Source organism: Streptococcus sp. LQJ-218 (genome assembly GCF_003428885.1).
In the GTDB taxonomy this organism is placed as follows: Bacteria; Bacillota; Bacilli; order Lactobacillales; family Streptococcaceae; genus Streptococcus.
Genome location: NZ_QQRU01000002.1, coordinates 157,577 through 181,472, shown reverse-complemented (window position 1 = coordinate 181,472; position 23,896 = coordinate 157,577). Strand labels below are relative to the sequence as shown.

At 42.3% G+C, this 23,896-nt stretch carries 18 protein-coding genes; 16 read left to right on the top strand and 2 right to left on the bottom strand.

Annotation, left to right across the window (positions count from 1 at the left end; translation table 11 throughout):
• Positions 1-16 precede the first annotated feature (16 nt).
• From glpO to adcA, 12 genes are all read left to right on the top strand, one after another.
• Complete coding sequence (glpO, locus tag D2908_RS02520; protein ID WP_049495385.1) at positions 17-1,843, top strand: type 1 glycerol-3-phosphate oxidase; 1,827 nt, start codon at positions 17-19, stop codon at positions 1,841-1,843.
• Between the two features lie 70 nt (positions 1,844-1,913).
• Positions 1,914-2,618 carry an MIP/aquaporin family protein gene (locus D2908_RS02515; RefSeq protein ID WP_117304610.1) on the top strand — a complete coding sequence of 235 codons (705 nt, stop codon included), beginning with the start codon at positions 1,914-1,916 and terminating at the stop codon, positions 2,616-2,618.
• Between the two features lie 150 nt (positions 2,619-2,768).
• Complete coding sequence (locus D2908_RS02510; protein WP_117304608.1) at positions 2,769-3,947, top strand: ryptide export MFS transporter; 1,179 nt, start codon at positions 2,769-2,771, stop codon at positions 3,945-3,947.
• A 311-nt stretch (positions 3,948-4,258) separates the two neighbouring features.
• Positions 4,259-4,390, top strand: coding sequence for a teichoic acid D-Ala incorporation-associated protein DltX (locus tag D2908_RS02505; RefSeq protein WP_049495393.1), 132 nt, complete (start codon positions 4,259-4,261; stop codon positions 4,388-4,390).
• Positions 4,391-4,410: 20 nt separating this feature from the next.
• Positions 4,411-5,961, top strand: a complete 1,551-nt coding sequence (dltA, locus tag D2908_RS02500) for a D-alanine--poly(phosphoribitol) ligase subunit DltA (protein WP_117304606.1) — start codon at positions 4,411-4,413, stop codon at positions 5,959-5,961.
• Positions 5,958-7,202, top strand: coding sequence for a D-alanyl-lipoteichoic acid biosynthesis protein DltB (dltB, locus tag D2908_RS02495; protein WP_117304604.1), 1,245 nt, complete (start codon positions 5,958-5,960; stop codon positions 7,200-7,202). Before dltA ends, dltB begins: the two co-directional genes overlap by 4 nt.
• Before the next feature lie 13 nt (positions 7,203-7,215).
• The gene (gene dltC, locus D2908_RS02490; RefSeq protein ID WP_000351967.1) at positions 7,216-7,455 is read left to right on the top strand and encodes a D-alanine--poly(phosphoribitol) ligase subunit DltC; all 240 of its coding nucleotides are present in this window, start codon (positions 7,216-7,218) and stop codon (positions 7,453-7,455) included.
• Positions 7,448-8,716, top strand: a complete 1,269-nt coding sequence (gene dltD, locus D2908_RS02485) for a D-alanyl-lipoteichoic acid biosynthesis protein DltD (protein WP_117304602.1) — start codon at positions 7,448-7,450, stop codon at positions 8,714-8,716. Before dltC ends, dltD begins: the two co-directional genes overlap by 8 nt.
• Positions 8,717-8,865: 149 nt before the next feature.
• On the top strand, positions 8,866-9,306 hold the full coding sequence (gene adcR / locus D2908_RS02480) for a zinc-dependent transcriptional regulator AdcR (RefSeq protein WP_117304600.1): 441 nt from the start codon (positions 8,866-8,868) through the stop codon (positions 9,304-9,306).
• Positions 9,306-10,010 carry a metal ABC transporter ATP-binding protein gene (locus D2908_RS02475; RefSeq protein ID WP_049495400.1) on the top strand — a complete coding sequence of 235 codons (705 nt, stop codon included), beginning with the start codon at positions 9,306-9,308 and terminating at the stop codon, positions 10,008-10,010. Before adcR ends, D2908_RS02475 begins: the two co-directional genes overlap by 1 nt.
• Complete coding sequence (locus D2908_RS02470) at positions 10,003-10,809, top strand: metal ABC transporter permease (protein ID WP_000950030.1); 807 nt, start codon at positions 10,003-10,005, stop codon at positions 10,807-10,809. Before D2908_RS02475 ends, D2908_RS02470 begins: the two co-directional genes overlap by 8 nt.
• Before the next feature lie 9 nt (positions 10,810-10,818).
• Positions 10,819-12,324 carry a zinc ABC transporter substrate-binding lipoprotein AdcA gene (adcA, locus tag D2908_RS02465; protein ID WP_117304598.1) on the top strand — a complete coding sequence of 502 codons (1,506 nt, stop codon included), beginning with the start codon at positions 10,819-10,821 and terminating at the stop codon, positions 12,322-12,324.
• Positions 12,325-12,612: 288 nt separating this feature from the next.
• On the opposite strand, the gene D2908_RS02460 is transcribed toward adcA, so the two are convergent.
• Entirely contained in the window at positions 12,613-13,470 is an 858-nt protein-coding gene (locus D2908_RS02460; protein WP_117304596.1) for a 5'-nucleotidase, lipoprotein e(P4) family, read from the bottom strand.
• A gap of 257 nt (positions 13,471-13,727) precedes the next feature.
• Between D2908_RS02460 and D2908_RS02455 the strand changes: the two genes are divergently transcribed.
• From D2908_RS02455 to D2908_RS02445, 3 genes are all read left to right on the top strand, one after another.
• Positions 13,728-14,612: an SPFH domain-containing protein gene (locus tag D2908_RS02455; protein WP_165847423.1), complete on the top strand. Its 885-nt coding sequence runs from the start codon at positions 13,728-13,730 to the stop codon at positions 14,610-14,612.
• Between the two features lie 183 nt (positions 14,613-14,795).
• Positions 14,796-18,584: a sugar-binding domain-containing protein gene (locus D2908_RS02450; RefSeq protein ID WP_117304591.1), complete on the top strand. Its 3,789-nt coding sequence runs from the start codon at positions 14,796-14,798 to the stop codon at positions 18,582-18,584.
• A gap of 1 nt (position 18,585) precedes the next feature.
• Positions 18,586-20,268, top strand: a complete 1,683-nt coding sequence (locus D2908_RS02445; protein WP_117304589.1) for an alpha-L-fucosidase — start codon at positions 18,586-18,588, stop codon at positions 20,266-20,268.
• Positions 20,269-20,313: 45 nt separating this feature from the next.
• Here D2908_RS02445 and D2908_RS02440 read toward each other — a convergent pair whose 3' ends face one another.
• Entirely contained in the window at positions 20,314-22,398 is a 2,085-nt protein-coding gene (locus D2908_RS02440; protein WP_117304587.1) for a GH92 family glycosyl hydrolase, read from the bottom strand.
• A 170-nt stretch (positions 22,399-22,568) separates the two neighbouring features.
• Between D2908_RS02440 and D2908_RS02435 the strand changes: the two genes are divergently transcribed.
• On the top strand, positions 22,569-23,849 hold the full coding sequence (locus D2908_RS02435) for a glycoside hydrolase family 125 protein (protein WP_117304585.1): 1,281 nt from the start codon (positions 22,569-22,571) through the stop codon (positions 23,847-23,849).
• Positions 23,850-23,896: the final 47 nt, after the last annotated feature.

Sequence of the window (23,896 nt, the reverse complement as noted above, 5' to 3'; positions counted from 1 at the left end):
TAGAAAGTGTGTAAATATGGAATTTTCAAAGAAAACACGAGAATTATCAATTCAAAAAATGCAGGAACGTACCTTGGACCTCTTGATTATCGGTGGAGGAATCACTGGTGCTGGTGTAGCCTTGCAGGCTGCAGCCAGTGGTCTAGATACTGGTTTGATTGAAATGCAAGACTTTGCAGAAGGAACATCTAGCCGCTCAACTAAATTGGTTCACGGAGGACTTCGCTACCTCAAACAATTCGATGTAGAAGTGGTCTCAGATACAGTTTCTGAACGTGCAGTGGTTCAACAAATCGCACCACATATTCCAAAACCAGATCCAATGCTCTTACCAGTTTACGATGAAGATGGAGCGACCTTTAGCCTCTTCCGTCTGAAAGTAGCTATGGACTTGTACGATCTTTTGGCAGGGGTTAATAACACGCCAGCTGCTAACAAGGTTTTGAGTAAGGAAGAAGTCTTGGAACGCCAGCCAAACTTGAAGAAAGAAGGTTTGGTGGGAGGTGGGGTTTACCTTGACTTCCGTAACAACGATGCGCGTCTCGTGATTGAAAACATCAAACGTGCCAACCAAGATGGTGCTCTCATTGCCAACCACGTGAAGGCAGAAGGCTTCCTCTTTGACGAAAGTGGCAAGATTACAGGTGTTGTAGCTCGTGATTTATTGACAGACCAAGTATTTGAAATCAAGGCTCGTCTGGTTATCAATACGACAGGTCCTTGGAGCGACAAGGTACGCAATTTGTCTAATAAGGGAACCCAATTCTCACAAATGCGTCCAACTAAGGGAGTTCACTTGGTAGTGGATTCAAGCAAGATCAAGGTTTCACAGCCAGTTTACTTTGACACAGGTTTGGGCGATGGTCGTATGGTCTTTGTACTTCCACGTGAAAACAAGACTTACTTTGGTACAACTGATACAGACTACACAGGTGATTTGGAACATCCAAAAGTGACGCAGGAAGATGTAGATTATCTACTTGGCATTGTCAACAACCGCTTCCCAGAAGCCAACATCACCATTGATGATATCGAAAGCAGCTGGGCAGGTCTTCGTCCATTGATCGCAGGCAATAGCGCTTCTGACTACAATGGCGGAAATAACGGAACCATCAGCGATGAAAGCTTTAACAACTTGATTGCGACTGTTGAATCTTATCTTTCTAAAGAAAAAACGCGTGAAGATGTTGAGTCAGCTGTCAGCAAGCTTGAAAGCAGTACCTCTGAGAAACATTTGGACCCATCTGCAGTTTCACGTGGTTCGAGCTTGGACCGTGATGATAATGGCCTCTTGACCCTTGCTGGTGGTAAAATCACAGACTACCGTAAGATGGCTGAAGGAGCTATGGAGCGCGTGGTTGATATCCTCAAAGCAGAATTTGACCGCAGCTTTAAACTCATCAACTCTAAGACTTACCCTGTTTCAGGTGGAGAATTGAACCCAGCAAATGTGGACTCAGAAATCGAAGCCTTTGCGCAACTTGGAGTGTCACGTGGTTTGGATAGCAAGGAAGCTCATTACCTAGCAAATCTTTACGGTTCAAATGCACCGAAAGTCTTTGCTCTTGCTCACAGCTTAGAACAAGCGCCAGGACTCAGCTTGGCAGATACTTTGTCACTTCACTATGCAATGCGCAACGAGTTGGCTCTGAGCCCAGTTGACTTCCTCCTTCGTCGTACCAACCACATGCTCTTTATGCGTGATAGTTTGGATAGCATCGTTGAGCCAGTTTTGGATGAAATGGGACGATTCTATGACTGGACAGAAGAAGAAAAAGCAGCTTACCGAGCTGATGTCGAAGCAGCTCTTGCTAACAATGATTTAGCAGAATTAAAAAATTAAGAAAAAATAAAAGAGGTGGAGGGCAGGACTCCTAGTCTACCCTCTCCTCCTTTTTAATGGAGACAGAGAGATGATGAATGAATTATTTGGAGAATTTTTGGGAACTTTAATCCTGATTCTTCTAGGAAATGGTGTTGTTGCAGGTGTGGTTCTTCCTAAAACCAAGAGCAACAACTCAGGTTGGATTGTGATTACTATGGGTTGGGGGATTGCAGTTGCGGTTGCAGCATTTGTATCTGGCAAACTTAGTCCAGCTCATTTAAACCCAGCTGTGACAATTGGTGTAGCTTTAAAAGGTGACTTGCCTTGGGCTTCCGTATTGCCTTATATCCTAGCCCAGTTCGCAGGGGCTATGCTGGGTCAGATTTTGGTTTGGTTGCAATTCAAACCGCATTATGAGGCAGAGGAAAATGCAGGCAATATCCTGGCAACATTCAGCACAGGACCAGCCATCAAAGATACAGTTTCTAACTTGATCAGCGAAATCCTTGGAACCTTTGTTTTGGTGTTGACAATCTTTGCCTTGGGACTTTATGACCTTCAAGCAGGAATCGGAACCTTTGCAGTGGGGACTTTGATTGTCGGTATCGGTCTATCACTAGGTGGGACAACAGGATATGCCTTGAACCCAGCTCGTGACCTTGGACCTCGTATCATGCACAGTATCCTTCCAATTTCAAACAAGGGAGACGGAGACTGGTCTTATGCATGGATTCCTGTTGTGGGACCTATCCTCGGTGCAGCCTTGGCCGTGCTTGTATTCTCACTTTTCTAATCTAGAAAACAATTATGTTGATAAAGCTTGAGATGAAAATCTCAGGCTTTTTTATGTGAAAACCATCACTTTTGTTTTCTGCTATTTTATGCTAAAATATTAAAAATCAAATTTTAATTCTAAAGTTTGTAACTAAGATGGGAGAGCTATATGTCTAATTCATTTATCAAATTGTTAGTCTCTCAATTGTTTGCAAATTTAGCAGATATTTTCTTTAGAGTAACCATCATTGCTAACATATACATTATTTCAAAATCAGTAATTGCCACATCACTAGTTCCCATTTTAATAGGGGTATCCTCTTTTGTTGCGAGTCTTTTAGTTCCTTTGGTTACTAAAAGGTTAGCGCTAAATAGGGTTTTATCTTTATCCCAATTTGGAAAGACTATATTATTGACGATATTGGTAGGAATGTTTACCGTAATGCAATCAGTAGCGCCTTTGGTAATCTATCTATTTGTTGTTGCAATTTCCATATTAGATGGTTTTGCAGCACCTGTTTCCTATGCTATTGTGCCACGCTATGCGACTGATTTGGGTAAGGCTAACTCAGCCTTATCAATGAGTGGTGAAGCCGTTCAATTGGTGGGGTGGGGGTTAGGTGGACTCTTGTTTGCAACAATTGGTCTGCTACCTACCACGTTTATCATTTTAATCTTGTATATCATTTCTAGCTTCCTGATGTTATTTCTTCCTAAGGCTGAAGTGGAGGTGTTAGAGTCAGAAACTAATCTTGAAATTTTGCTCAAAGGTTGGAAGTTAGTTGCTAGAAATCCTAGATTAAGACTTTTTGTATCAGCAAATTTATTTGAAATTTTCTCAAATACGATTTGGGTTTCGTCTATCATACTTGTCTTTGTAACGGAGTTATTAAATGAAACGGAAAGTTACTGGGGATATTCTAATACAGCATACTCTATTGGTATTATAATTAGTGGCTTAATTGCTTTTAGGCTATCTGAAAAGTTACTCGCTGCTAAATGGGAAAGTATTCTTTTTCCTCTTGTAGCCATTGCAATAGTGACACTGACTATTCTATATTTTCCAAACGCACAGATGTTTTTAGTATTTTCAGCTTTAGTTGGTATGTTATCGCAACTAAAAGAAGTTCCTGAAAGTGTATTTCTTCAGGAAACAGTAGAGGAAAATAATTTGGTTAATGTTTATTCCGTTCTTGAAGTGATTTCGACACTATCATTTTCAGTATTTGTTTTGCTAATGAGCTATATTACTGAGAGTTTTGGTATTAGCATCAGTTTTTGGATATCAGCCATTTGTCTGATGATAGAAGCTATTTTAATTTATATCAGACGAGACTATTTAAAATGAGAGACCGGGTAAGAAGTCTTTAAAAATCAGAAAAGCGCATAGTATCAGGTGTTGAAAAAAACTTGATATTATGCGTTTTATTATGGACAGATTCCCTTCATTTTCTACTGAAATTGAGTTTTTGCCCAGGATCACTCTATTTGAAATATACATATAAAAACCGCATAATCCTTAAAATAATCTGAAATGTAGTGAAAATGTACGGTAAACAATTGAAAAACTAGTCTATAAAGTGGTACAATGGTAGAAAAATACTATAGTAAGAATCTATCTTATTTAGCAAAAATTACAGAAATGAATGGTTTTTCTTGATGAAACAGAGAAAAGAATTGTACCTTTTTCTTGGTCGGACAGCCTTGTATTTTCTTATCTTTCTAGGGCTGATTTACTTCTTTAGCTATCTTGGTCAGGGTCAAGGAAGCTTTATCTATAATGAATTTTAACTTGAAGGAGAATTCCTATTGTGTCAAATAAACCAATAGTAGATATGATTGAAACCATTGAGTATTTTGCTCAGACCCAGCCTAGCTATCCTGTTTACAATGTTTTGGGTCAGGAACACACTTATGGAGATTTAAAGGCTGATTCGGATAGTTTGGCTGCAGTCATCGATCGACTGGATTTACCAGAGAAGTCTCCTGTGGTTGTTTTTGGAGGCCAAGAATATGAAATGTTGGCAACCTTTGTATCGCTGACTAAGTCAGGTCATGCCTACATTCCCATTGACAGTCATTCAGCCTTGGAGAGAGTTTCAGCTATCATAGAAGTAGCAGAGCCAAGCTTGATTATTGCCATCTCAGACTTTCCATTGGAGCAGGTTTCGACACCGATGATGAACCTAAATCAGGTTCAAGAAGCCTTTGCTCAAGGGACTAGCTATGAAATCACGCATCCAGTCAAGGGAGATGATAACTACTACATTATCTTTACTTCTGGTACGACTGGTAAGCCAAAGGGAGTGCAGATTTCACATGATAATCTCCTCAGCTTTACCAACTGGATGATTACGGACAAGGAATTTTCAACTCCAAGTCGTCCACAAATGCTGGCTCAGCCACCTTATTCATTTGACTTGTCTGTCATGTATTGGGCGCCGACCTTGGCACTGGGTGGTACACTTTTTGCCCTTCCTTCAGCTATTACTCAGGACTTTAAGCAACTCTTTGCGACCATCTTTTCATTACCAATCGCTATCTGGACATCAACGCCTTCTTTTGTGGATATGGCTATGTTGTCTGAAGACTTCAATAGCGAGAAAATGCCTGGAATTACGCATTTCTACTTTGATGGCGAAGAATTGACGGTCAAAACGGCTCAAAAACTACGTGAGCGTTTCCCGAATGCCCGTATTATCAATGCCTACGGCCCAACAGAAGCAACAGTAGCCTTGTCAGCTGTTGCTGTGACAGACGAGATGCTAGCGACTTTCAAACGCCTACCAATCGGCTATACCAAGGCTGATTCTCCAACCTTTATCATTGACGAGGACGGCAATAAATTGCCAAATGGCGAACAGGGAGAAATCATTGTTTCTGGACCAGCCGTTTCAAAAGGTTATATGAACAATCCTGAAAAAACAGCAGAAGCCTTCTTTGAATTTGAAGGGCTGCCAGCCTATCACACAGGCGATGTGGGAACTATGACAGATGAAGGCTTGCTTCTCTATGGTGGGCGCATGGATTTCCAGATTAAGTTTAATGGCTATCGCATTGAGCTTGAAGATGTCTCTCAAAATCTTAATAAGTCTCGTTTTATAGAGTCTGCTGTTGCAGTGCCGCGCTATAACAAGGATCACAAGGTACAAAATTTACTGGCCTATGTCATCTTAAAAGACGGTGTCCGCGAGCAGTTTGAGCGTGATATCGATATTACCAAGGCTATCAAAGAAGACTTAGCAGATATCATGATGTCTTATATGATGCCATCTAAATTCCTTTATCGAGACAGTTTACCACTGACTCCAAATGGAAAGATTGACATCAAAGGCTTGATCAATGAGGTAAACAGCCGATGATGGAATTTTTCAAACAGCTTCCTCATTTAGAGCCATACGGCAATCCTCAGTATTTTGTCTATGTGATTGCTGCAACCTTGCCCATCTTTATCGGTCTCTTTTTCAAGAAACGCTTTGCCTGGTACGAGGTGTTGGTTAGTATCTTCTTTATCGTCACCATGTTGGTAGGTGGGAAGACTAGTCAATTGGCTGCCTTGGGTATTTACCTTTGCTGGGAGATATTGCTCTTGCTTTTCTACAAGCATTATCGAAAAAGTAAGGATGGCAAGTGGGTCTTCTACCTAGTTAGTTTTCTGTCCCTCCTTCCGATTATCTTTGTCAAGGTGCAGCCGGCTATCAATGGAACGCAGTCTTTGCTTGGGTTCTTGGGAATTTCTTATCTGACTTTTCGTTCGGTGGGAATTATCATCGAGCTGAGAGATGGAGTGATTAAGGATTTTACCCTCTGGGAATTCCTCCGCTTTCTACTCTTTATGCCGACATTTTCAAGTGGTCCGATTGATCGCTTCAAACGTTTTAATGAAAATTATCGGACTATTCCTGAGCGAGATGAGTTGATGGATATGCTGGAAGAAGCTGTCAAGTACATCATGCTTGGCTTTCTATACAAGTTCATCCTAGCCCATATTTTAGGAGAGATTTTATTACCTCCTCTGAAGAATCTAGCCCTACAGTCAGGTGGTTTCTTTAATCATTATGCCCTAGCAGTCATGTATACCTTTGGTTTGGAATTGTTCTTTGATTTTGCTGGCTACTCTATGTTTGCCTTAGCCATTTCAAACTTGATGGGGATTCGTAGCCCGATCAACTTCAACAAGCCTTTTTTATCACGAGATTTAAAGGAGTTTTGGAATCGTTGGCATATGAGCCTGTCTTTCTGGTTCCGTGACTTTGTCTTTATGCGAATGGTCATGGTGTTGACCAGAAAGAAGGTCTTTAAAAATCGTAATGTAACCTCAAGTGTAGCCTATATTGTCAATATGCTGATTATGGGATTTTGGCATGGTGTGACCTGGTACTACATCGCCTACGGACTCTTTCATGGGATTGGACTGGTCATCAATGACGCTTGGGTTCGCAAGAAAAAAGCACTCAATAAAGAACGCAAAAAAGCAGGGAAGGCTGCCTTACCTGAGAATCGCTGGATTCAGTTGCTTGGCATGGTTGTCACCTTCCATGTCGTCATGTTTTCATTCTTGATCTTTTCTGGATTTTTGAATGATTTGTGGTTTAAAAAATAAAAGGATATAAAAAATGGATATCAAATCAGAAGTTATTGAAATCATTGATGAGTTGTTTATGGAAGATGTTTCTGACATGATGGATGAAGATCTTTTTGATGCAGGTGTCTTGGATAGTATGGGAACGGTTGAATTGATTGTGGAGATTGAAAACCGTTTTGACATTCGTGTGCCAGTGACAGAGTTCGGTCGCGATGACTGGAATACAGCCAATAAAATTATAGCTGGCATTGTGGAGCTACAAAATGCTTAAACGCTTATGGATAATCTTCGGACCTCTGTTTCTTGCTAGTTTTCTTGTCTTATTATTGATTTATTTCTATCCTGGTAATCAAAGTCATAATTTGTTAGAAGAAAAACATTTTGCGGCTGCAATTAGCACGGAAAGTTTTAAAGAAAGAAGTCAAAAGGTTAGGGCCCTTTCAGATCCTAATATGCGCTTTGTCCCCTTTTTTGGTTCAAGTGAGTGGATTCGTTTTGATAGTATGCATCCTGCTGTATTGGCTGAAAAGTATAATCGTTCTTATCGACCATACTTTTTGGGGCAGGCAGGTGCGGCTTCTCTTAATCAGTACTTTGGTATGCAACAAATTTTGCCAGAAATTGAGAATAAACAGGCGGTATTTGTGATTTCTCCTCAGTGGTTTACAGAAGAAGATTACGAGCCAGCATTTTTCCAAAACTATTTTAACAACGATCAGTTGACGGCTTTTTTGGAAAATCAAACAGGAGATACAGCTGCTAAGCACGCGGCAAAACGTCTCTTAAAGCAAAATCCACGATTACCTATGAAGAGTATTGTCCAGAAATTGGAGAAGGGAGAGGAGTTGTCAGAAGTTGACTATACTATTGTTAAAGCCTTTGCCCGATTCAATGAGAGACAGGCTTCTCTATTTGGTCAGTTCTCCATTAGAGGAAAACTCAAATATAAGGAACATGTGGAAAATTATTTAAAAGATCTTCCAGATCAATTTTCTTACCAAGAGTTAGAAAAAATAGCTCGAAAGGATGCAGAAACAAATACGACCAATAATGATATGGGAATGGAAAATCATTTCTATACGAGAGAGGTTAAGAAGGATTTGAAAAAATGGGAAGGGTATCAAAAGAATTACAGCTTCCTAAAATCATCTGAATATAATGATTTACAGTTGGTTCTCAATCAATTTGCAAAATCGAAAGTTAATGTCCTCTTTGTCATCCAACCTGTCAATAAGAAATGGATGGACTACACAGGGCTCAGAGAAGATATGTACCAGCATGCAGTGGAGAAAATTCGTTACCAATTAGAAAGTCAAGGTTTCACTAATATTGCTGACTTTTCAAAAAATGGAGGGGATCCTTATTTTGTTAAGGACACCATTCACCTTGGTTGGTTGGGTTGGTTGGCATTTGATAAGGCTGTTGATCCTTTCCTATCCAATCCCACCCCAGCTCCGACTTACCATCTGAATGAGCGCTTTTTCAGTAAAGATTGGGCAACTTATGATGGAGATGTCAAAGAATTTCAATAGATAATAGTATGGAAGAGTTCAAGAATGAAGCTGGTTTTCACGTTTTTTCTTGACTCTTTTTTTGGTTGTGATATAATTAACCAGTAAATAATTTAAAAGAATAGTATTTTCTCTTAAAAAAGAGAATTCTAAAAGGAAAGGAGTCAGATATGAGACAGCTAGCAAAGGATATTGATGATTTTTTAAATGAGGTGATCTTGAAGTCTGAAAATCAGCATGAAATCCTAATAGGTCATTGCACTAGTGAGGTGGCTCTGACCAATACTCAGGAGCATATCCTCATGCTTTTGTCGGAGGAATCTTTAACAAACTCTGAGTTGGCCCGTCGCCTCAATGTCAGTCAGGCAGCAGTTACCAAGGCCATTAAGTCTTTGGTCAAGGAAGGGATGTTGGAAACATCTAAAGATCCTAAGGATGCGCGTGTGATCTTTTATCAGTTGACTGATTTGGCTCGTCCAATCGCTGAGGAGCACCATCATCACCATGAGCATACACTTTTAACCTATGAACAAGTGGTGACTCAGTTTACTCCAAATGAACAAAAAGTGATTCAGCGGTTTTTGACTGCTTTAGTAGGAGAAATCAAATAATGAGATATATTACGGTAGAGGATTTATCCTTCTATTATGATAAGGAGCCCGTTCTTGAACATATCAATTATAGTGTTGATAGTGGGGAATTTGTTACCTTGACAGGGGAAAATGGAGCGGCTAAGACGACACTCATCAAGGCCAGTCTAGGAATCCTCCAACCACGCATTGGTAAGGTGACCATTTCAAAAACAAATGCCCAGGGTAAGAAATTGAGAATAGCCTACCTTCCTCAACAGATTGCCAGTTTTAATGCTGGTTTTCCAAGTACGGTTTATGAATTTGTCAAGTCAGGTCGCTATCCACGAAAAGGCTGGTTCCGTCGCCTGAATGCTCATGATGAGGAGCATATCAAGGCTAGTCTGGACTCAGTTGGTATGTGGGAACACCGAGACAAACGCTTGGGTTCTCTATCTGGGGGGCAAAAGCAGCGAGCGGTGATTGCGCGTATGTTTGCTTCTGATCCAGATGTGTTTATCCTAGATGAGCCGACAACGGGGATGGATGCAGGAAGTAAAAATGAATTTTACGAACTCATGCACCACAGCGCCCATCATCATGGCAAGGCTGTTTTGATGATTACCCATGACCCTGAAGAAGTGAAGGACTATGCGGACCGCAATATTCATCTAGTCCGTAACCAAGACTCACCATGGCGTTGTTTCAATGTTCATGAGAGTGATCAGGAGGTGGGTCATGCTTAGTTTATTATCTTATGACTTTATGCAACGTGCCTTTCTGGCCGTTATTGCTATGAGCCTTTTCTCGCCAGTATTGGGAACCTTCCTTATCTTGCGCCGTCAGAGTTTGATGAGTGATACCCTCAGCCACGTCTCGCTTTCAGGTGTAGCTTTTGGTCTGGTCCTAGGGATTTCTCCGACTATTTCTACTATTGCCATTGTCTTGATTGCGGCGGTCTTCCTGGAGTATCTCCGTACGGTTTACAAGAGCTTTATGGAAATCGGGACAGCTATCCTCATGTCAACAGGACTGGCTGTTTCTCTGATTGTTATGAGTAAGGGTAAAAGCTCGAGTTCTATGAGTTTGGACCAGTATCTTTTTGGTTCAATCGTGACGATCAGCGAAGAGCAGGTTATTTCTCTCTTTGTCATTGCGGCAGTTGTTTTGATTTTGACCTTCCTCTTCCTTCGTCCGATGTACATCCTGACCTTTGATGAGGATACGGCCTTTGTGGATGGCTTGCCAGTTCGTACCATGTCCATTCTTTTTAACATGGTGACAGGGGTGGCCATTGCCCTTATGATACCAGCGGCAGGAGCCCTTCTGGTATCGACCATTATGGTCTTGCCAGCTAGTATTGCCCTGCGTCTGGGGAAAAACTTTAAATCGGTTATGCTGCTTGCCAGTGCTATTGGATTTTTGGGAATGGTAGCAGGACTTTACATTTCCTACTATGCAGAAACACCTGCAAGTGCAAGTATTACCATTATTTTTGTAACAGTCTTTTTACTCATCAGTTTAGTAAGACGTTTTATCAAATAGGAGACTAACGTGAAAAAAATTAGCTTATTGCTAGCCAGTCTATGTGCCTTGTTTTTAGTGGCTTGTTCCAATCAAAAGCAGGCAGATGGCAAACTAAATATTGTGACAACCTTTTACCCTGTCTATGAATTTACCAAGCAAGTCGCAGGAGATACTGCTAATGTAGAACTCCTAATTGGTGCCGGTACAGAACCCCATGAATATGAACCATCTGCCAAGGCGGTTGCCAAAATCCAAGACGCAGATACCTTCGTTTATGAAAATGAAAATATGGAAACCTGGGTTCCAAAATTACTAGAATCCTTGGATAAGAAAAAAGTGAAAACCATCAAGGCGACAGGTGATATGCTCCTCTTGCCAGGTAGTGAGGAAGAAGAGGGAGACCATGACCATGGAGCAGAAGGTCATCACCATGAGTACGATCCCCATGTTTGGTTATCACCAGTTCGTGCCATTAAACTAGTAGAGCACATCCGTGATAGCTTATCAGCAGATTATCCGGATAAAAAAGAGACTTTTGAAAAGAACGCTGCTGCCTATATCGAAAAATTACAAGCCTTGGATAAGGCCTACACAGATGGTCTCTCTCAAGCTAAACAAAAGAGCTTTGTGACTCAACACGCAGCCTTTAACTATCTCGCCTTGGACTATGGACTCAAACAAGTCGCAATCTCAGGTCTCTCTCCAGATGCAGAACCATCAGCTGCTCGTCTGGCAGAATTGACAGAGTACGTTAAGAAAAATAAAATTGCCTATATCTACTTTGAAGAAAATGCTTCACAAGCCCTTGCTAACACACTTTCAAAAGAAGCAGGTGTCAAAACAGATGTCCTCAATCCTTTAGAAAGTCTGACAGAAGAGGATACCAAGGCTGGCGAAAACTACATCTCCGTGATGGAGAAAAACCTCAAGGCTCTGAAACAAACAACAGACCAAGAAGGCCCAGCAATCGAGCCTGAAAAGGCAGAGGATACCAAGACAGTTCAAAATGGTTACTTTGAAGATGCAGATGTCAAGGACCGCACTTTGAGTGACTATGCAGGTAACTGGCAATCAGTTTATCCTTTCCTTGAAGATGGAACCTTTGACCAAGTCTTTGACTACAAGGCTAAGTTGACTGGTAAGATGACTCAGGCTGAGTACAAGGCCTACTATACAAAAGGCTATCAGACAGATGTGACTAAGATTAACATTACTGATAACACTATGGAATTTGTTCAAGGTGGACAAAGTAAGAAATTCACCTACAAGTATGTTGGTAAGAAAATCTTAACTTACAAGAAAGGCAATCGTGGCGTGCGCTTCCTCTTTGAAGCAACAGATGCTGATGCTGGACAGTTCAAGTATGTTCAGTTTAGTGACCACAATATCGCCCCAGTTAAGGCAGAACATTTCCATATCTTCTTTGGAGGCACAAGCCAAGAAGCCCTCTTTGAAGAAATGGATAACTGGCCAACCTACTACCCAGATAACCTATCTGGCCAAGAAATCGCCCAAGAAATGTTGGCGCATTGATGAGAAACCCGACTAGTTCATAGGAGCTAGTCGGGTTTTGGGTACTAGATAGCTAACTTCATTATAGAACTTTCAGACACCTAAGGAATTTCAAAAATATCAAAATCAAATAAAATTCTTGAAATATCTTTAAAATCAGAGAACGTATAGTATCAGATATATAAAATCTTGATGTTATATCAATTATAAAAGTGGATAGGAAAGTTTTCTGATTATCAGAATTCCTTCCTATCCACTTTTTGAAGATTGTAAGTTAGCTTTGTTTTATGTAGAATCAGTTTATTTGTTTTATTTATCAAAACCTTGCAAGGCTTTTTGGCGTTCTTCTACTTGACCTTTAGCATCTAGTTTATTACCAGCGTATACAGCTGATTCCCATGATCCGTACATTGGATTTGGGAAGATGATGAATTTCTCACCGAATTCTTTTTGCAATTCTTCAAGTTGTTTATCACGGTCAGATTCAGAAGTCTTAGAAAAATCTGCAAAGTCTACGAGGTTATCACCAAATAATAAGATAAGGTTTGTTTTTTCTTGAACTTTTTGGCGACGACCTTCTTTGGATTTTACACCACTTTCTAAGAACATGAGATGATCACGTCCTTGAACAGGAATTCCTTCACTTTCAAGATTTTTAATGGTAGCATCTACTTGATTAGCTGCGCGGTCAGAAATATAGTAGATTTGGACACCGTTTTGATCAGCAAACTGAAGAAAATCTTTGGCACCTGGAACGGCTTTTGCTGAAGCTTTTTGAACCCAAACATCCCAATTTTCGGGCGTGAATGCTGTCCCATCTTTGACATTTTGTACTTGATAAGGGCTATTATCTAGGACAGTCTCATCCAAGTCTAAAACGATAGAGTAAGGTTTGTCTGATTCTGTTTTGAGCAATTCCTTTAGGTGATTTGTTGCAACGTTATAACCCTGTATATATAAAGCTTTAGTTTCAGCTGATTTTTGGTACCAAAGAGTTGACATAGTGTTTTCTCTTGACCGTAGTTGGTCATATGTCATTGTAATTTGATTATCAGATGAGTTATTATTGTTTGTCTGTGTTTCTGTAGACTTTGTTGCACAACTAGTCAATAAGACGACAGAAGCAAGTGTAGAAAGGATTGTAACAGTAGTTTTTGCTGTTTTCATGAAATATCTCCTATTTATTCATTTCAATCAATAGTATAGCACGAGAGAAAAATTAAGGCAAGTCATTCTCTGGATATGGATGAAGATTCTATAGAAGTTAATGTAATGAAAAAAGCGATTACTAACTTGAAATGCAGTTTCACCTCTAATTAGTGACATTTCAGGAAAAATCGCAGTAAAAACTACACAGCCATCTTTAAATGTGCTATAATACAGGAAAAATAATAATGGAGGTCGCAATAATGGCAACATTTTTGATGATTTTTGTGGTGGTTTGTGTGCTCCTATTGGTGATAGTCACACTGAGTACAGTTTATGTGGTTCGTCAGCAGTCGGTGGCGATTATTGAACGCTTTGGGAAATACCAAAAGGTTGCTAATAGCGGTATTCATATTCGCTTGCCTTTTGGGATTGACTCGATTGCAGCGCGGATTCAGTTGCGTTTGCTACAAAGTGATATTGTGGTTGAGACCAAGACCAAGGACAATGTGTTCGTTATGATGAATGTGGCGACTCAGTACCGTGTCAACGAGCAGAGCGTGACAGATGCTTACTATAAACTCATGCGTCCAGAATCTCAGATTAAATCTTATATTGAAGACGCCCTTCGCTCTTCTGTTCCCAAATTAACCTTGGATGAATTGTTTGAGAAAAAAGATGAGATTGCCCTTGAAGTTCAACACCAAGTAGCAGAAGAAATAACTACTTACGGTTATATTATCGTAAAAACCTTGATTACCAAGGTCGAACCAGATGCAGAAGTTAAGCAATCCATGAATGAAATCAATGCGGCGCAACGTAAGCGGGTCGCAGCGCAAGAATTGGCAGAAGCCGACAAGATTAAAATTGTCACTGCAGCTGAAGCCGAAGCAGAAAAAGACCGCCTTCATGGTGTGGGGATTGCCCAACAGCGTAAAGCGATTGTGGATGGATTGGCAGAGTCTATCACCGAACTCAAGGAAGCCAATGTTGGCATGACAGAAGAACAAATCATGTCCATCCTTTTGACCAACCAGTATTTGGACACCTTGAATACCTTTGCTTCTAAAGGAAATCAAACCATCTTTTTACCAAATACGCCAAATGGTGTGGATGATATCCGTACACAAATCTTGTCAGCCCTCCGTGCTGAGAAGAAATAATAGACTAAAGAGCTTGGCAACAGGCTCTTTTTGTATTACCCTTGTAGCTTTGAGGACTAAATCCTCCTCCACAAATTATAGAATCTTTTCTGAGTATTTAGGGAGTGATGGAGGAAGCCTTGAAAGCGCTTTTGTTTTGTGCTATAGTCAAGTAAATCGAGTCGTTTAAAGAGGAATGCTTGTATGAGAAGAGAAGAAGTTTTACGAAATCACTGGTTTTTTAGTCAGGAGGTGGGGAAAGAAGATGCCTTGGCACCGGATTTTCAGAGGGAAAATTGGCAGGCTATTCAAGTGCCACATGACTGGAGTATTTACAATGATTTTGACCAGTATTCGCCAGCGCAAAATGAGGGTGGTCAGTTAAATGGGGGTCAAGCCTGGTACCGGACGCAGTTTTACTTGGAAGAAGATGCCAGTCTTGTATCGGTGCGTTTGCTCTTTGACGGGGTTTACATGAATGCCCAAGTCTATATCAACGGGCAAGTGCTGGGCTATTATCCCAATGGCTACACACCTTTTTCTTATGATATCACGCCTTATCTAAGAAATGATGGGACGGCCAACCAGCTTGCGGTTTTTGTGGAAAATCAGCAACCTAGCAGTCGTTGGTACTCTGGTAGCGGTATTTACCGAGAAGTGAAATTGTTGATGACAGATTCGGTGCATCTGGATTTATATGGGATTAAGATAGAAAGTCCCAAGCTAAAGGAACAAAGAGATGGATGGGTGGAGACTCAGCTTACAAGTAAGGTTTCAAATGACGGACCTCAGTCCGTGTCGGTGCATTTGGAGCAGAGTATCTGGTATGATGGGCAGCAGCTGTCAGACTGGCAGGCGACAGACTCTCTAGTGATTGAGTCTGGAGAAAAACATCATTTCAAACACGCCATATCAATGTTCCAACCTTTGCTTTGGGATATTGATCATCCTCACCTTTACCAATTGAAGACTCGCCTTTACAAAAATGGCATTTTGGTTGATGAAGAAGAGGAGAACTTTGGTTACCGCTATATGGATTGGCAAGCGGATAAGGGCTTCTTTCTAAATGGTCGCTGGTTGAAGATTCATGGGGTTTGTTTGCATCATGACTACGGAGCGCTGGGAGCTGTGGAAAATAGGTCAGCTGCCGAGAGACGCTTGCGCCAGATGAAGGAAATGGGTGTCAATGCGATTCGGATCACCCATAATCCAGCTAGTAGTATTTTGCTGGATGTGGCTGCCAAAATGGGCTTACTCATCCAAGAAGAAGCCTTTGATACTTGGTATGGAGGCAAGAAAGAATATGACTATGGTCGCTTTTTTGAGGAAGAAGCGACTCATCCAGAAGCGAAAGCAGGCGATTTCTGGTCAGATTACGATTTGCGCACTATGATTGAACGTGGCAAGAACAATCCAGCCATCTTTATGTGGTCCTTGGGAAATGAAGTCAGCGAAGCAAATGGCGATACTCATTCATTGAAAACTATCAAACGCTTGCTAGAAAGGGTCAAGGAGGTTGATGATAGCCGTTTTGTGACCATGGGAATGGATCAATTCCGCTTTGGAGATGGGTCTGGAGGTCATGAAAAGATTGCTGATTTGCTGGATGTGGTAGGTTTGAATTACTCGGAAGACAATATTGATGGAATTCGCAAAAGACACCCCAAGTGGCGACTTTACGGCTCTGAAACCTCATCGGCTACCCGAACGCGTGACAGCTATTTTCGTCCAGATAAGGAATGGGTTGGAGATAATCGTCGCGTGAGGAATTTTGAACAGTCAGACTACGGTAATGATCGGGTTCCTTGGGGGAAGACAGCGACGGCTTCTTGGATAGCAGATAGAAATCGGCTAGACTATGCAGGGCAGTTTATCTGGACAGGAGTGGACTATATCGGTGAGCCGACTCCTTGGCACAATCAAAATGATACGCCTGTCAAGAGTTCTTATTTTGGGCTTGTGGACACAGCAGGGATTCCGAAAAATGACTATTATCTCTACCAAAGTCAGTGGTTGGACCTAGATCAGCATCCCATGGTTCATATCCTGCCCCACTGGAATTGGGAAATCCACAAGAGTTATCAACAAGTTGTGGATAAGTATGGGGATATCCCTGTTCGAGTGTATTCAAATGCTGGTTCAGTAGAGCTATTTCTCAATGGAAAATCCCAAGGTTTGAAAACCTTTCAAGAAAAATGGACTTCAGATGGCAGAAAATACCAAGAGGGAGAAGGTTCTGACCAACTCTATCTCGAATGGCATTTGGCTTATCAACCAGGGCAATTACATGCTGTGGCCTATGACCATCAAGGTCAGCTTGTGGCAGAAGATAGGGTGGTGACTGCAGGTAAGCCAGCCAAAATCGGACTTCATACCGAGAAAACACAACTGGAGCCAGATGGGCAAGACCTCCTCTATCTCTATTTTGATGTATTGGACAAGGATGGAAATTGGGTGCCGACTGCTTCCAATCAGCTTCATTTTAAAATTGAGGGTCCTGCTCGTATCGTAGGTGCGGATAATGGTAGGCAGGCCAGTCGTGAACGTTACCAAGCCCAGAAAAATGGTCGGTTTAAGCGGAAAGCCTTTCATGGCAGAGGTGTCCTCTTAGTTCAGAGCTTGGAGCAGGTAGGTCATGTGAGAGTAAAGGCCAGTGCCCGAGGTCTAGAGACGGCAAGTTTTGATTTCCTAGTGGGAGAGGCTTTGTCTTGCCAGCCAGTGAAGAACCAGCGCTTATTTGAGATTCGAGTGGATAAGCAAGAAGGATTACACGAAGCGGATTCCACAACTATTGGACTTTATCCACAAACTGTGGATAACCCTGTGAACAAGGTGGGGAATAGTGAGGTGATTTGGGAGACGAGTGGTAATGCCCACGCCATTATCAAGCAGGGAGTGCTTCATTGCTTGTCTGCAGGCGACTTGGTTATCAGTGCTATTTATCAAGGGAAAATCTATCAAACTCATTTGCAGGTCGCAGAAAATAGCTCACTAGGGCAGGCAGTTTCTGTACGCCCACTTCGCTTGTATACAGCTAAGGGGATTTATCCACAGTTGCCATCTTCAGTTTTGGTGGACTATGAGTTCGGGGGTGCAAAACGAGTCAAGGTTGTTTGGGAAGGAATCCCTGAAGATGATTTGACAAAATTTCATGAATTTACGGTATCTGGTCAGCTAGAGGGTTTGGATTTAAAGGCTTCTGCTCAGGTTTATGTCCAAGGGATTTGCGCTATTGAGTCTGAAAGGGTTTGGACGCTTGTCAAGGAAGCCCCACACTTACCAGACCGAGTCAAGCTAGTCTTATCAGATGGCAGAAGAGATAGGGCCAAGGTGAATTGGGATGAACTCGCTCCTCAAGTATCTGCTCAGATAGGTGAATGTGTGCTCACAGGACAAGTAGCGGGCTGTGAGTTACCAGCAACAGTCACCATTCATGTGACAGATGCCAGTGTAGATGGGGAAGTTATTTCCAATCAGTGGACAGGGTCCAATCTGCCTCTGGTCTTTGCTTCCCACTCAGAGCCAAATCACCCAGCCTCTTACCTCAATGACAAGGTCATTGCTCGGAAGAAATCGACAGCCAATACTTGGATTGCCAAGTCAGAGCAAGCAAGCGTGGGCATTCTTTTTGGAGATGCAGGGATTTTAAAACCGCGATTTGTGGATAACGTGACCTTGTATTATGTTGAGAATCAAGAATACGTGGCGGTGGAGCCTACTTTTATTGATTATTACACAGGGAAAGAGCCTGCCTTGCCTCGGACTCCCAACCATTTGGATAGGGATTCCCTGCTCAAGCAAGAGGAGAATTGGCGACCTGTATCAGCTATCCGAAAAGTTTCAAGCGACAAGGATGAAGAGATCCGTTTCGAATTTGATAAGGTGGAAACCTATGCCCTGCGTCTTCGATTTGAAGGTTTGGCAAGCCCACTAGCCTTAACAGAATTACAAGTACATGCTAAAAAAGTGAAGAAAAATGTAGATAGGAAATAGTATGGTAAGAGAAATAAAACCGCATGGCCCCTTGCCTAGTCAGGCCCAGCTAGCGTATTTAGAGGATGAACTAGCAGCCTTTATCCATTTTGGTCCCAATACTTTTTATGACCAGGAATGGGGGACAGGTCAGGAGGAGCCTGAACGCTTTAATCCAACAAAGTTAGACGCGCGTGAGTGGGTTCGTGTACTCAAGGAAACGGGCTTTAAGAAGTTGATTTTGGTGGTCAAGCACCATGATGGCTTTGTCCTTTATCCGACAGTTCACACAGATTATTCGGTCAAGGCTAGCCCTTGGAGGAATGGAGAGGGGGATTTGCTCCTTGAAGTATCCCAAGCTGCCACTGAGTTTGATATGGATATGGGGGTCTATTTATCGCCATGGGATGCCCATAGTCCACTCTATCATGTGGACCGAGAAGCGGACTATAATGCCTATTATCTGGCCCAGCTGAAGGAAATCTTATCAAATCCTTCCTATGGAAATGGAGGAAAATTTGCTGAGGTCTGGATGGATGGTGCCAGAGGAGAGGGAGCCCAAAAGGTCAATTATAAATTTGAAAAATGGTTTGAAACCATTCGTGACCTGCAGGGCGATTGCTTGATTTTTTCAACAGAAGGCACCAGTATACGCTGGATTGGCAATGAACGAGGGTATGCAGGTGATCCTCTATGGCAAAAGGTGAATCCTGATAAACTAGGAACAGAAGCAGAACTGGACTATCTTCAGCACGGAGATCCCTCAGGCATGATTTTTTCAATCGGTGAGGCAGATGTTTCCATCCGACCGGGCTGGTTTTACCATGAAGAGCAGGATCCTAAGTCTCTTGAGGAGTTGGTCGAAATCTACTTTCACTCAGTGGGGAGAGGCACACCTCTCTTACTCAATATTCCGCCGAATCAAGCTGGGCTATTTGATGCAAAGGATATTGAACGCCTTTATAAATTTGCGGCTTATCGCAATGAGCTCTATAAAGAAGATTTGGCTCTGGGAGCTGAGGTATTTGGTCCTGCTCTTTCCGCAGACTTTGCCTGTCACCATTTGACAGATAGCCTTAAGACCAGCTCTTGGGCAAGCGACGTAGGCTTCCCAATCCAGTTAGAACTCGACTTAGGGTCACCTAAAACTTTTGATGTAATTGAGTTAAGAGAAGATTTGAAGCTGGGGCAACGAATCACTGCTTTTCATGTGCAAGTAGAGGTGGATGGTCTCTGGCAGGAATTTGGCACGGGCTTCACAGTTGGTCATAAGCTCCTTCTGCGAGGGCCGCTAGTAGAGGCACAGAAGGTGCGCGTGCGGATTACAGAGGCACAAGCTATGCCTGTATTAACCAAGATTTCACTTTATAAAACTCCTAGTTTATCAAAAAAAGAAGTTGTTCAGAGACTAGCATTTGCAGAAAAAGGTCTAGCTGTGACAAAGGGAGAGACTCTTCGTTTTAGGATTAAACGTAGCGAAAGTAATACTCCTTTGGAGGCTAAGATTTCGATTCAACCGGGGACAGGTGTCCATGGTGTCGCCTATCAGGACGAGATTCAAGTTCTTCAATTCCAAGCAGGGGAAAGCAAGAAAGATTTGACTATACCAACCTTGTATTTTGCTGCTGATAAGACCTTGGATTTCTATCTGAATCTGACTGTGGATGGACAGCTGATTGATCAAGCTCACATACAAGTTTCATAAAATAGAAGAACCTTTGCACGATACAAAGGTTCTTTTGTCTACTAGCTAGTGACTTGGCAACCAGCTAAGTGTAAAGGTTAGTTGCTCAGCTTTTAAGAGGTCTTGGTGTTGAATAGTTGATACGATTATTTGGTCCAGTCGGCATTCTTTGACAAAGTTGAAGTGGCTATGGTTTTGCTTCGCATAGATATCCAGCCATTTATCTTCTCTAGCCAGGTAGATACGAAGATGGTCAAAGAGAGGGATTCCGAGATCATAGCTTGCTTTTCCTGGGCAGGTCGGATAAAATCCGAGAGCTGACCAGATGTACCAGGCTGAGAGACTGCCATTGTCTTCATCGCCAGGATAGGCTTCCCAACTTGGGTGAAAGGCCTTCTGACGGAGAATCTTGATGAGAAGGGCAGTGTAGTCAGGGTAATCGCTGTAACGGAAGAGATAAGGAATGTGGAAGCTAGGTTGGTTAGAAATGGCGAGTTGCCCAAAAGGAGTAGTAGCCATTTCGCTCATTTCGTGAATCTCGTAACCATAGCCTGTTGTCTCAAAGAGGGGAGCATCTTGACAGGTTTTCAAAAGATAGTTGCTAAAGGCTTCTTTTCCACCCATAAGTTGGATTAAGTCTGGGATGTCGTGGAGGACGCCTAGACTGGCTTGAATAGCTGAGCATTCGGCGTAATCTCGCCCCCAACTATAGGGAGAAAAGTCAGGACGAAAGTTGCCATCTACATCACGCGCCCTCATATAGCCTGTCTCAGGGTCAAATAGATTCTGATAGTTTTTAGAATATTGAGCATAGGTTTGAGCTAGCTCTTCTTGACCTAATTTTGCTGCGCAGGTAGAGATGCAAAAATCACTGTAAGCATAGTCTAGTGTATGACTGACACTTTCATGGAAGTCCGTGGATAGGTATCCTAGCTTTTGGTATTGAGCCAGGCCGTGTCGTCCGTTGATGGCTTTTGGATCTGCCTTGGTTGCAGTTTTGATCATGGCTTTGAGAAATTCTTCCTCCAGCTCAGGTGCCATGTTTTTGCAGGCGCTATCTGCAATAAGACCATCAATCAAAGTGCCAGGCATCATTCCTCTTTCATCAGGGGCAAGCCACTTAGGAAGATATCCAGTGTCGCGGTAGCTATTGAGGAAGCCTTCAAGGAATTGACGATAGTGCTCTGGAATAATCAGAGCAAAGAGTGGGAATGAAGTACGGAAGGTATCCCAAAAACCATTGTTGGTAAAGAATAGACCAGGCTTGATCGTTCCTGAAGCGAGGTCTATATGAATCTCTTCTCCCTGTTCATTTACCTCATAAAAGGTTTGCGGGAAGAGAAAGAGTCTGTATAGACAATAATCAAAAAATGTTCGGTCCACAGGCCCAGTTTCCACGACATCAAAACGGCTTAGAAGATCTTCCCAACTTGCTTTAGCATCTGATTTCGTTTCTTCAAAGTCTTTTTTAGGCAGATTAAAGCGAGCTTGTTCTTTAGAAATAAAAGAAGTTGCTAGTTGAACTTGAACTTCTGCTCCAGCCAAGTCAATACGCCAATCTTGCTCCACTTGATTGATAGATAGAATATCCGTAGAGAATGCGAGGGCAGTGAACATGACGAGAGGACTTTTGTTGGTTTCGGTTTCACCTTCTTGTCTCAGGGCCAGAGTTCGCTTATCGACTTGCTCTACTGTCAGTTCATCTGCAGCGTGAAGATAGAGGGAGAGAGCTTTTCCTTGTATCTGTCTTAGCTGAATAGAAGCACCATAGCAAGTAGGACTTAACTGAGTTTCGATCTGATAGCGCAGGGAGAAAATCTTCAGATAATGGGGTTGGAAAGAGGCCTTGTCCATATCATAAGAAGACTGACGATGAAAGAGGCTGTCTCCCCCTAGCTGACCTGTGACAGGTGTCAGTAAGAGCCAAGAGTAGTCCCCAATCCAAGGGCTGGGCTGGTGGGTTAGTCGAATCCCCTGAAAGATAGGCAGATGCGGATCGAAAAACCAAGAGCCCTCCTGGTCACTGGTCTGAGGCACAAAGTAATTCATGCCAAAAGGCACGCCTGTGTAGGGTAGGGTGTTTCCTCGTGAAAATGCATGTTTACTGGCTGTTCCAAAACGCGTATCAATGGTTTCAAGTAGTGGTTTCATAGCCTTTCCTTTAGCTGTTTTTCTACATTATATCAGAAAAAGAGGGCCTTTAGAAAAGAAGTTTTAAAGATAACAATTTTGTAGAAAAATGACTATCATTTGTGTATGTATTTTCTGTCCCAAAAGCTATATACTGAAAATGAAACTTGTTTGAAAGAGGATACTGCACGATGATTTATTCAAAAGAAATTGTCAGAGAATGGCTAGATGAAGTGGCAGAGCGGGCTAAGGACCACCCAGAGTGGGTGGATGTTTTCGAGCGTTGCTACACAGACACCTTGGATAATACAGTTGAGATCTTAGAAGACGGCTCAACTTTTGTACTGACTGGAGATATCCCTGCTATGTGGCTTCGGGATTCGACAGCCCAACTCAGACCCTACCTGCATGTGGCTAAAAGAGATGCCCTCTTGCGTCAAACTATTGCAGGTCTGGTCAAACGTCAGATGACTTTGATTCTCAAAGATCATTATGCCAATTCCTTCAACATTGAGGAAAACTGGAAGGGTCACCACGAGACAGACCATACAGACTTGAATGGCTGGATTTGGGAGCGCAAGTATGAAGTGGATTCGCTTTGTTACCCATTGCAGTTGGCTTATCTCCTCTGGAAAGAGACTGGTGAGACTAGTCAGTTTGAGGAGACTTTTGTCGCAGCGACCAAGGAAATTCTCCATCTCTGGACAGTAGAACAAGACCACAGCAACTCTCCTTATCGTTTTGTTCGTGATACGGACCGCAAGGAAGATACCTTGGTTAATGATGGTTTTGGTCCTGATTTTGCGGTGACAGGGATGACCTGGTCAGCCTTCCGTCCGAGTGATGACTGCTGTCAGTATAGTTACTTGATTCCATCCAATATGTTCGCAGTCGTTGTCTTAGGTTATGTCCAAGAAATCTTTGCAGAATTGAATCTAGCTGATAGCAAGAGCATCATTGCTGATGCTAAACGCCTGCAGGCTGAGATCCAAGAAGGGATCGAAAATTATGCCTACACGACTAACAGCAAGGGTGAAAAGATTTACGCCTTTGAAGTGGATGGTCTAGGAAATGCCAGCATCATGGACGACCCTAACGTGCCAAGCTTGTTAGCTGCTCCCTATCTTGGTTACTGTGATATTGACGACGAAGTCTATCAAGCAACTCGTCGTACCATTTTGAGCCCTGAAAATCCATATTTCTACCAAGGAGAATACGCTAGTGGCCTCGGAAGTTCTCATACCTTCTATCGCTATATCTGGCCAATCGCCCTTTCTATCCAAGGTTTGACAACGAGAGATAAGGCTGAGAAAAAATTCTTGCTAGATCAGTTGGTTGCCTGCGATGGTGGAACAGGTGTGATGCACGAAAGCTTCCACGTAGACGATCCGACACTCTACTCTCGTGAATGGTTCTCATGGGCCAATATGATGTTCTGTGAGTTGGTCTTGGATTACTTGGATATTCGTTAATGAGCGATCGCTCGATAGATTCTAGTAAAGAATCGCAAATCTATTTT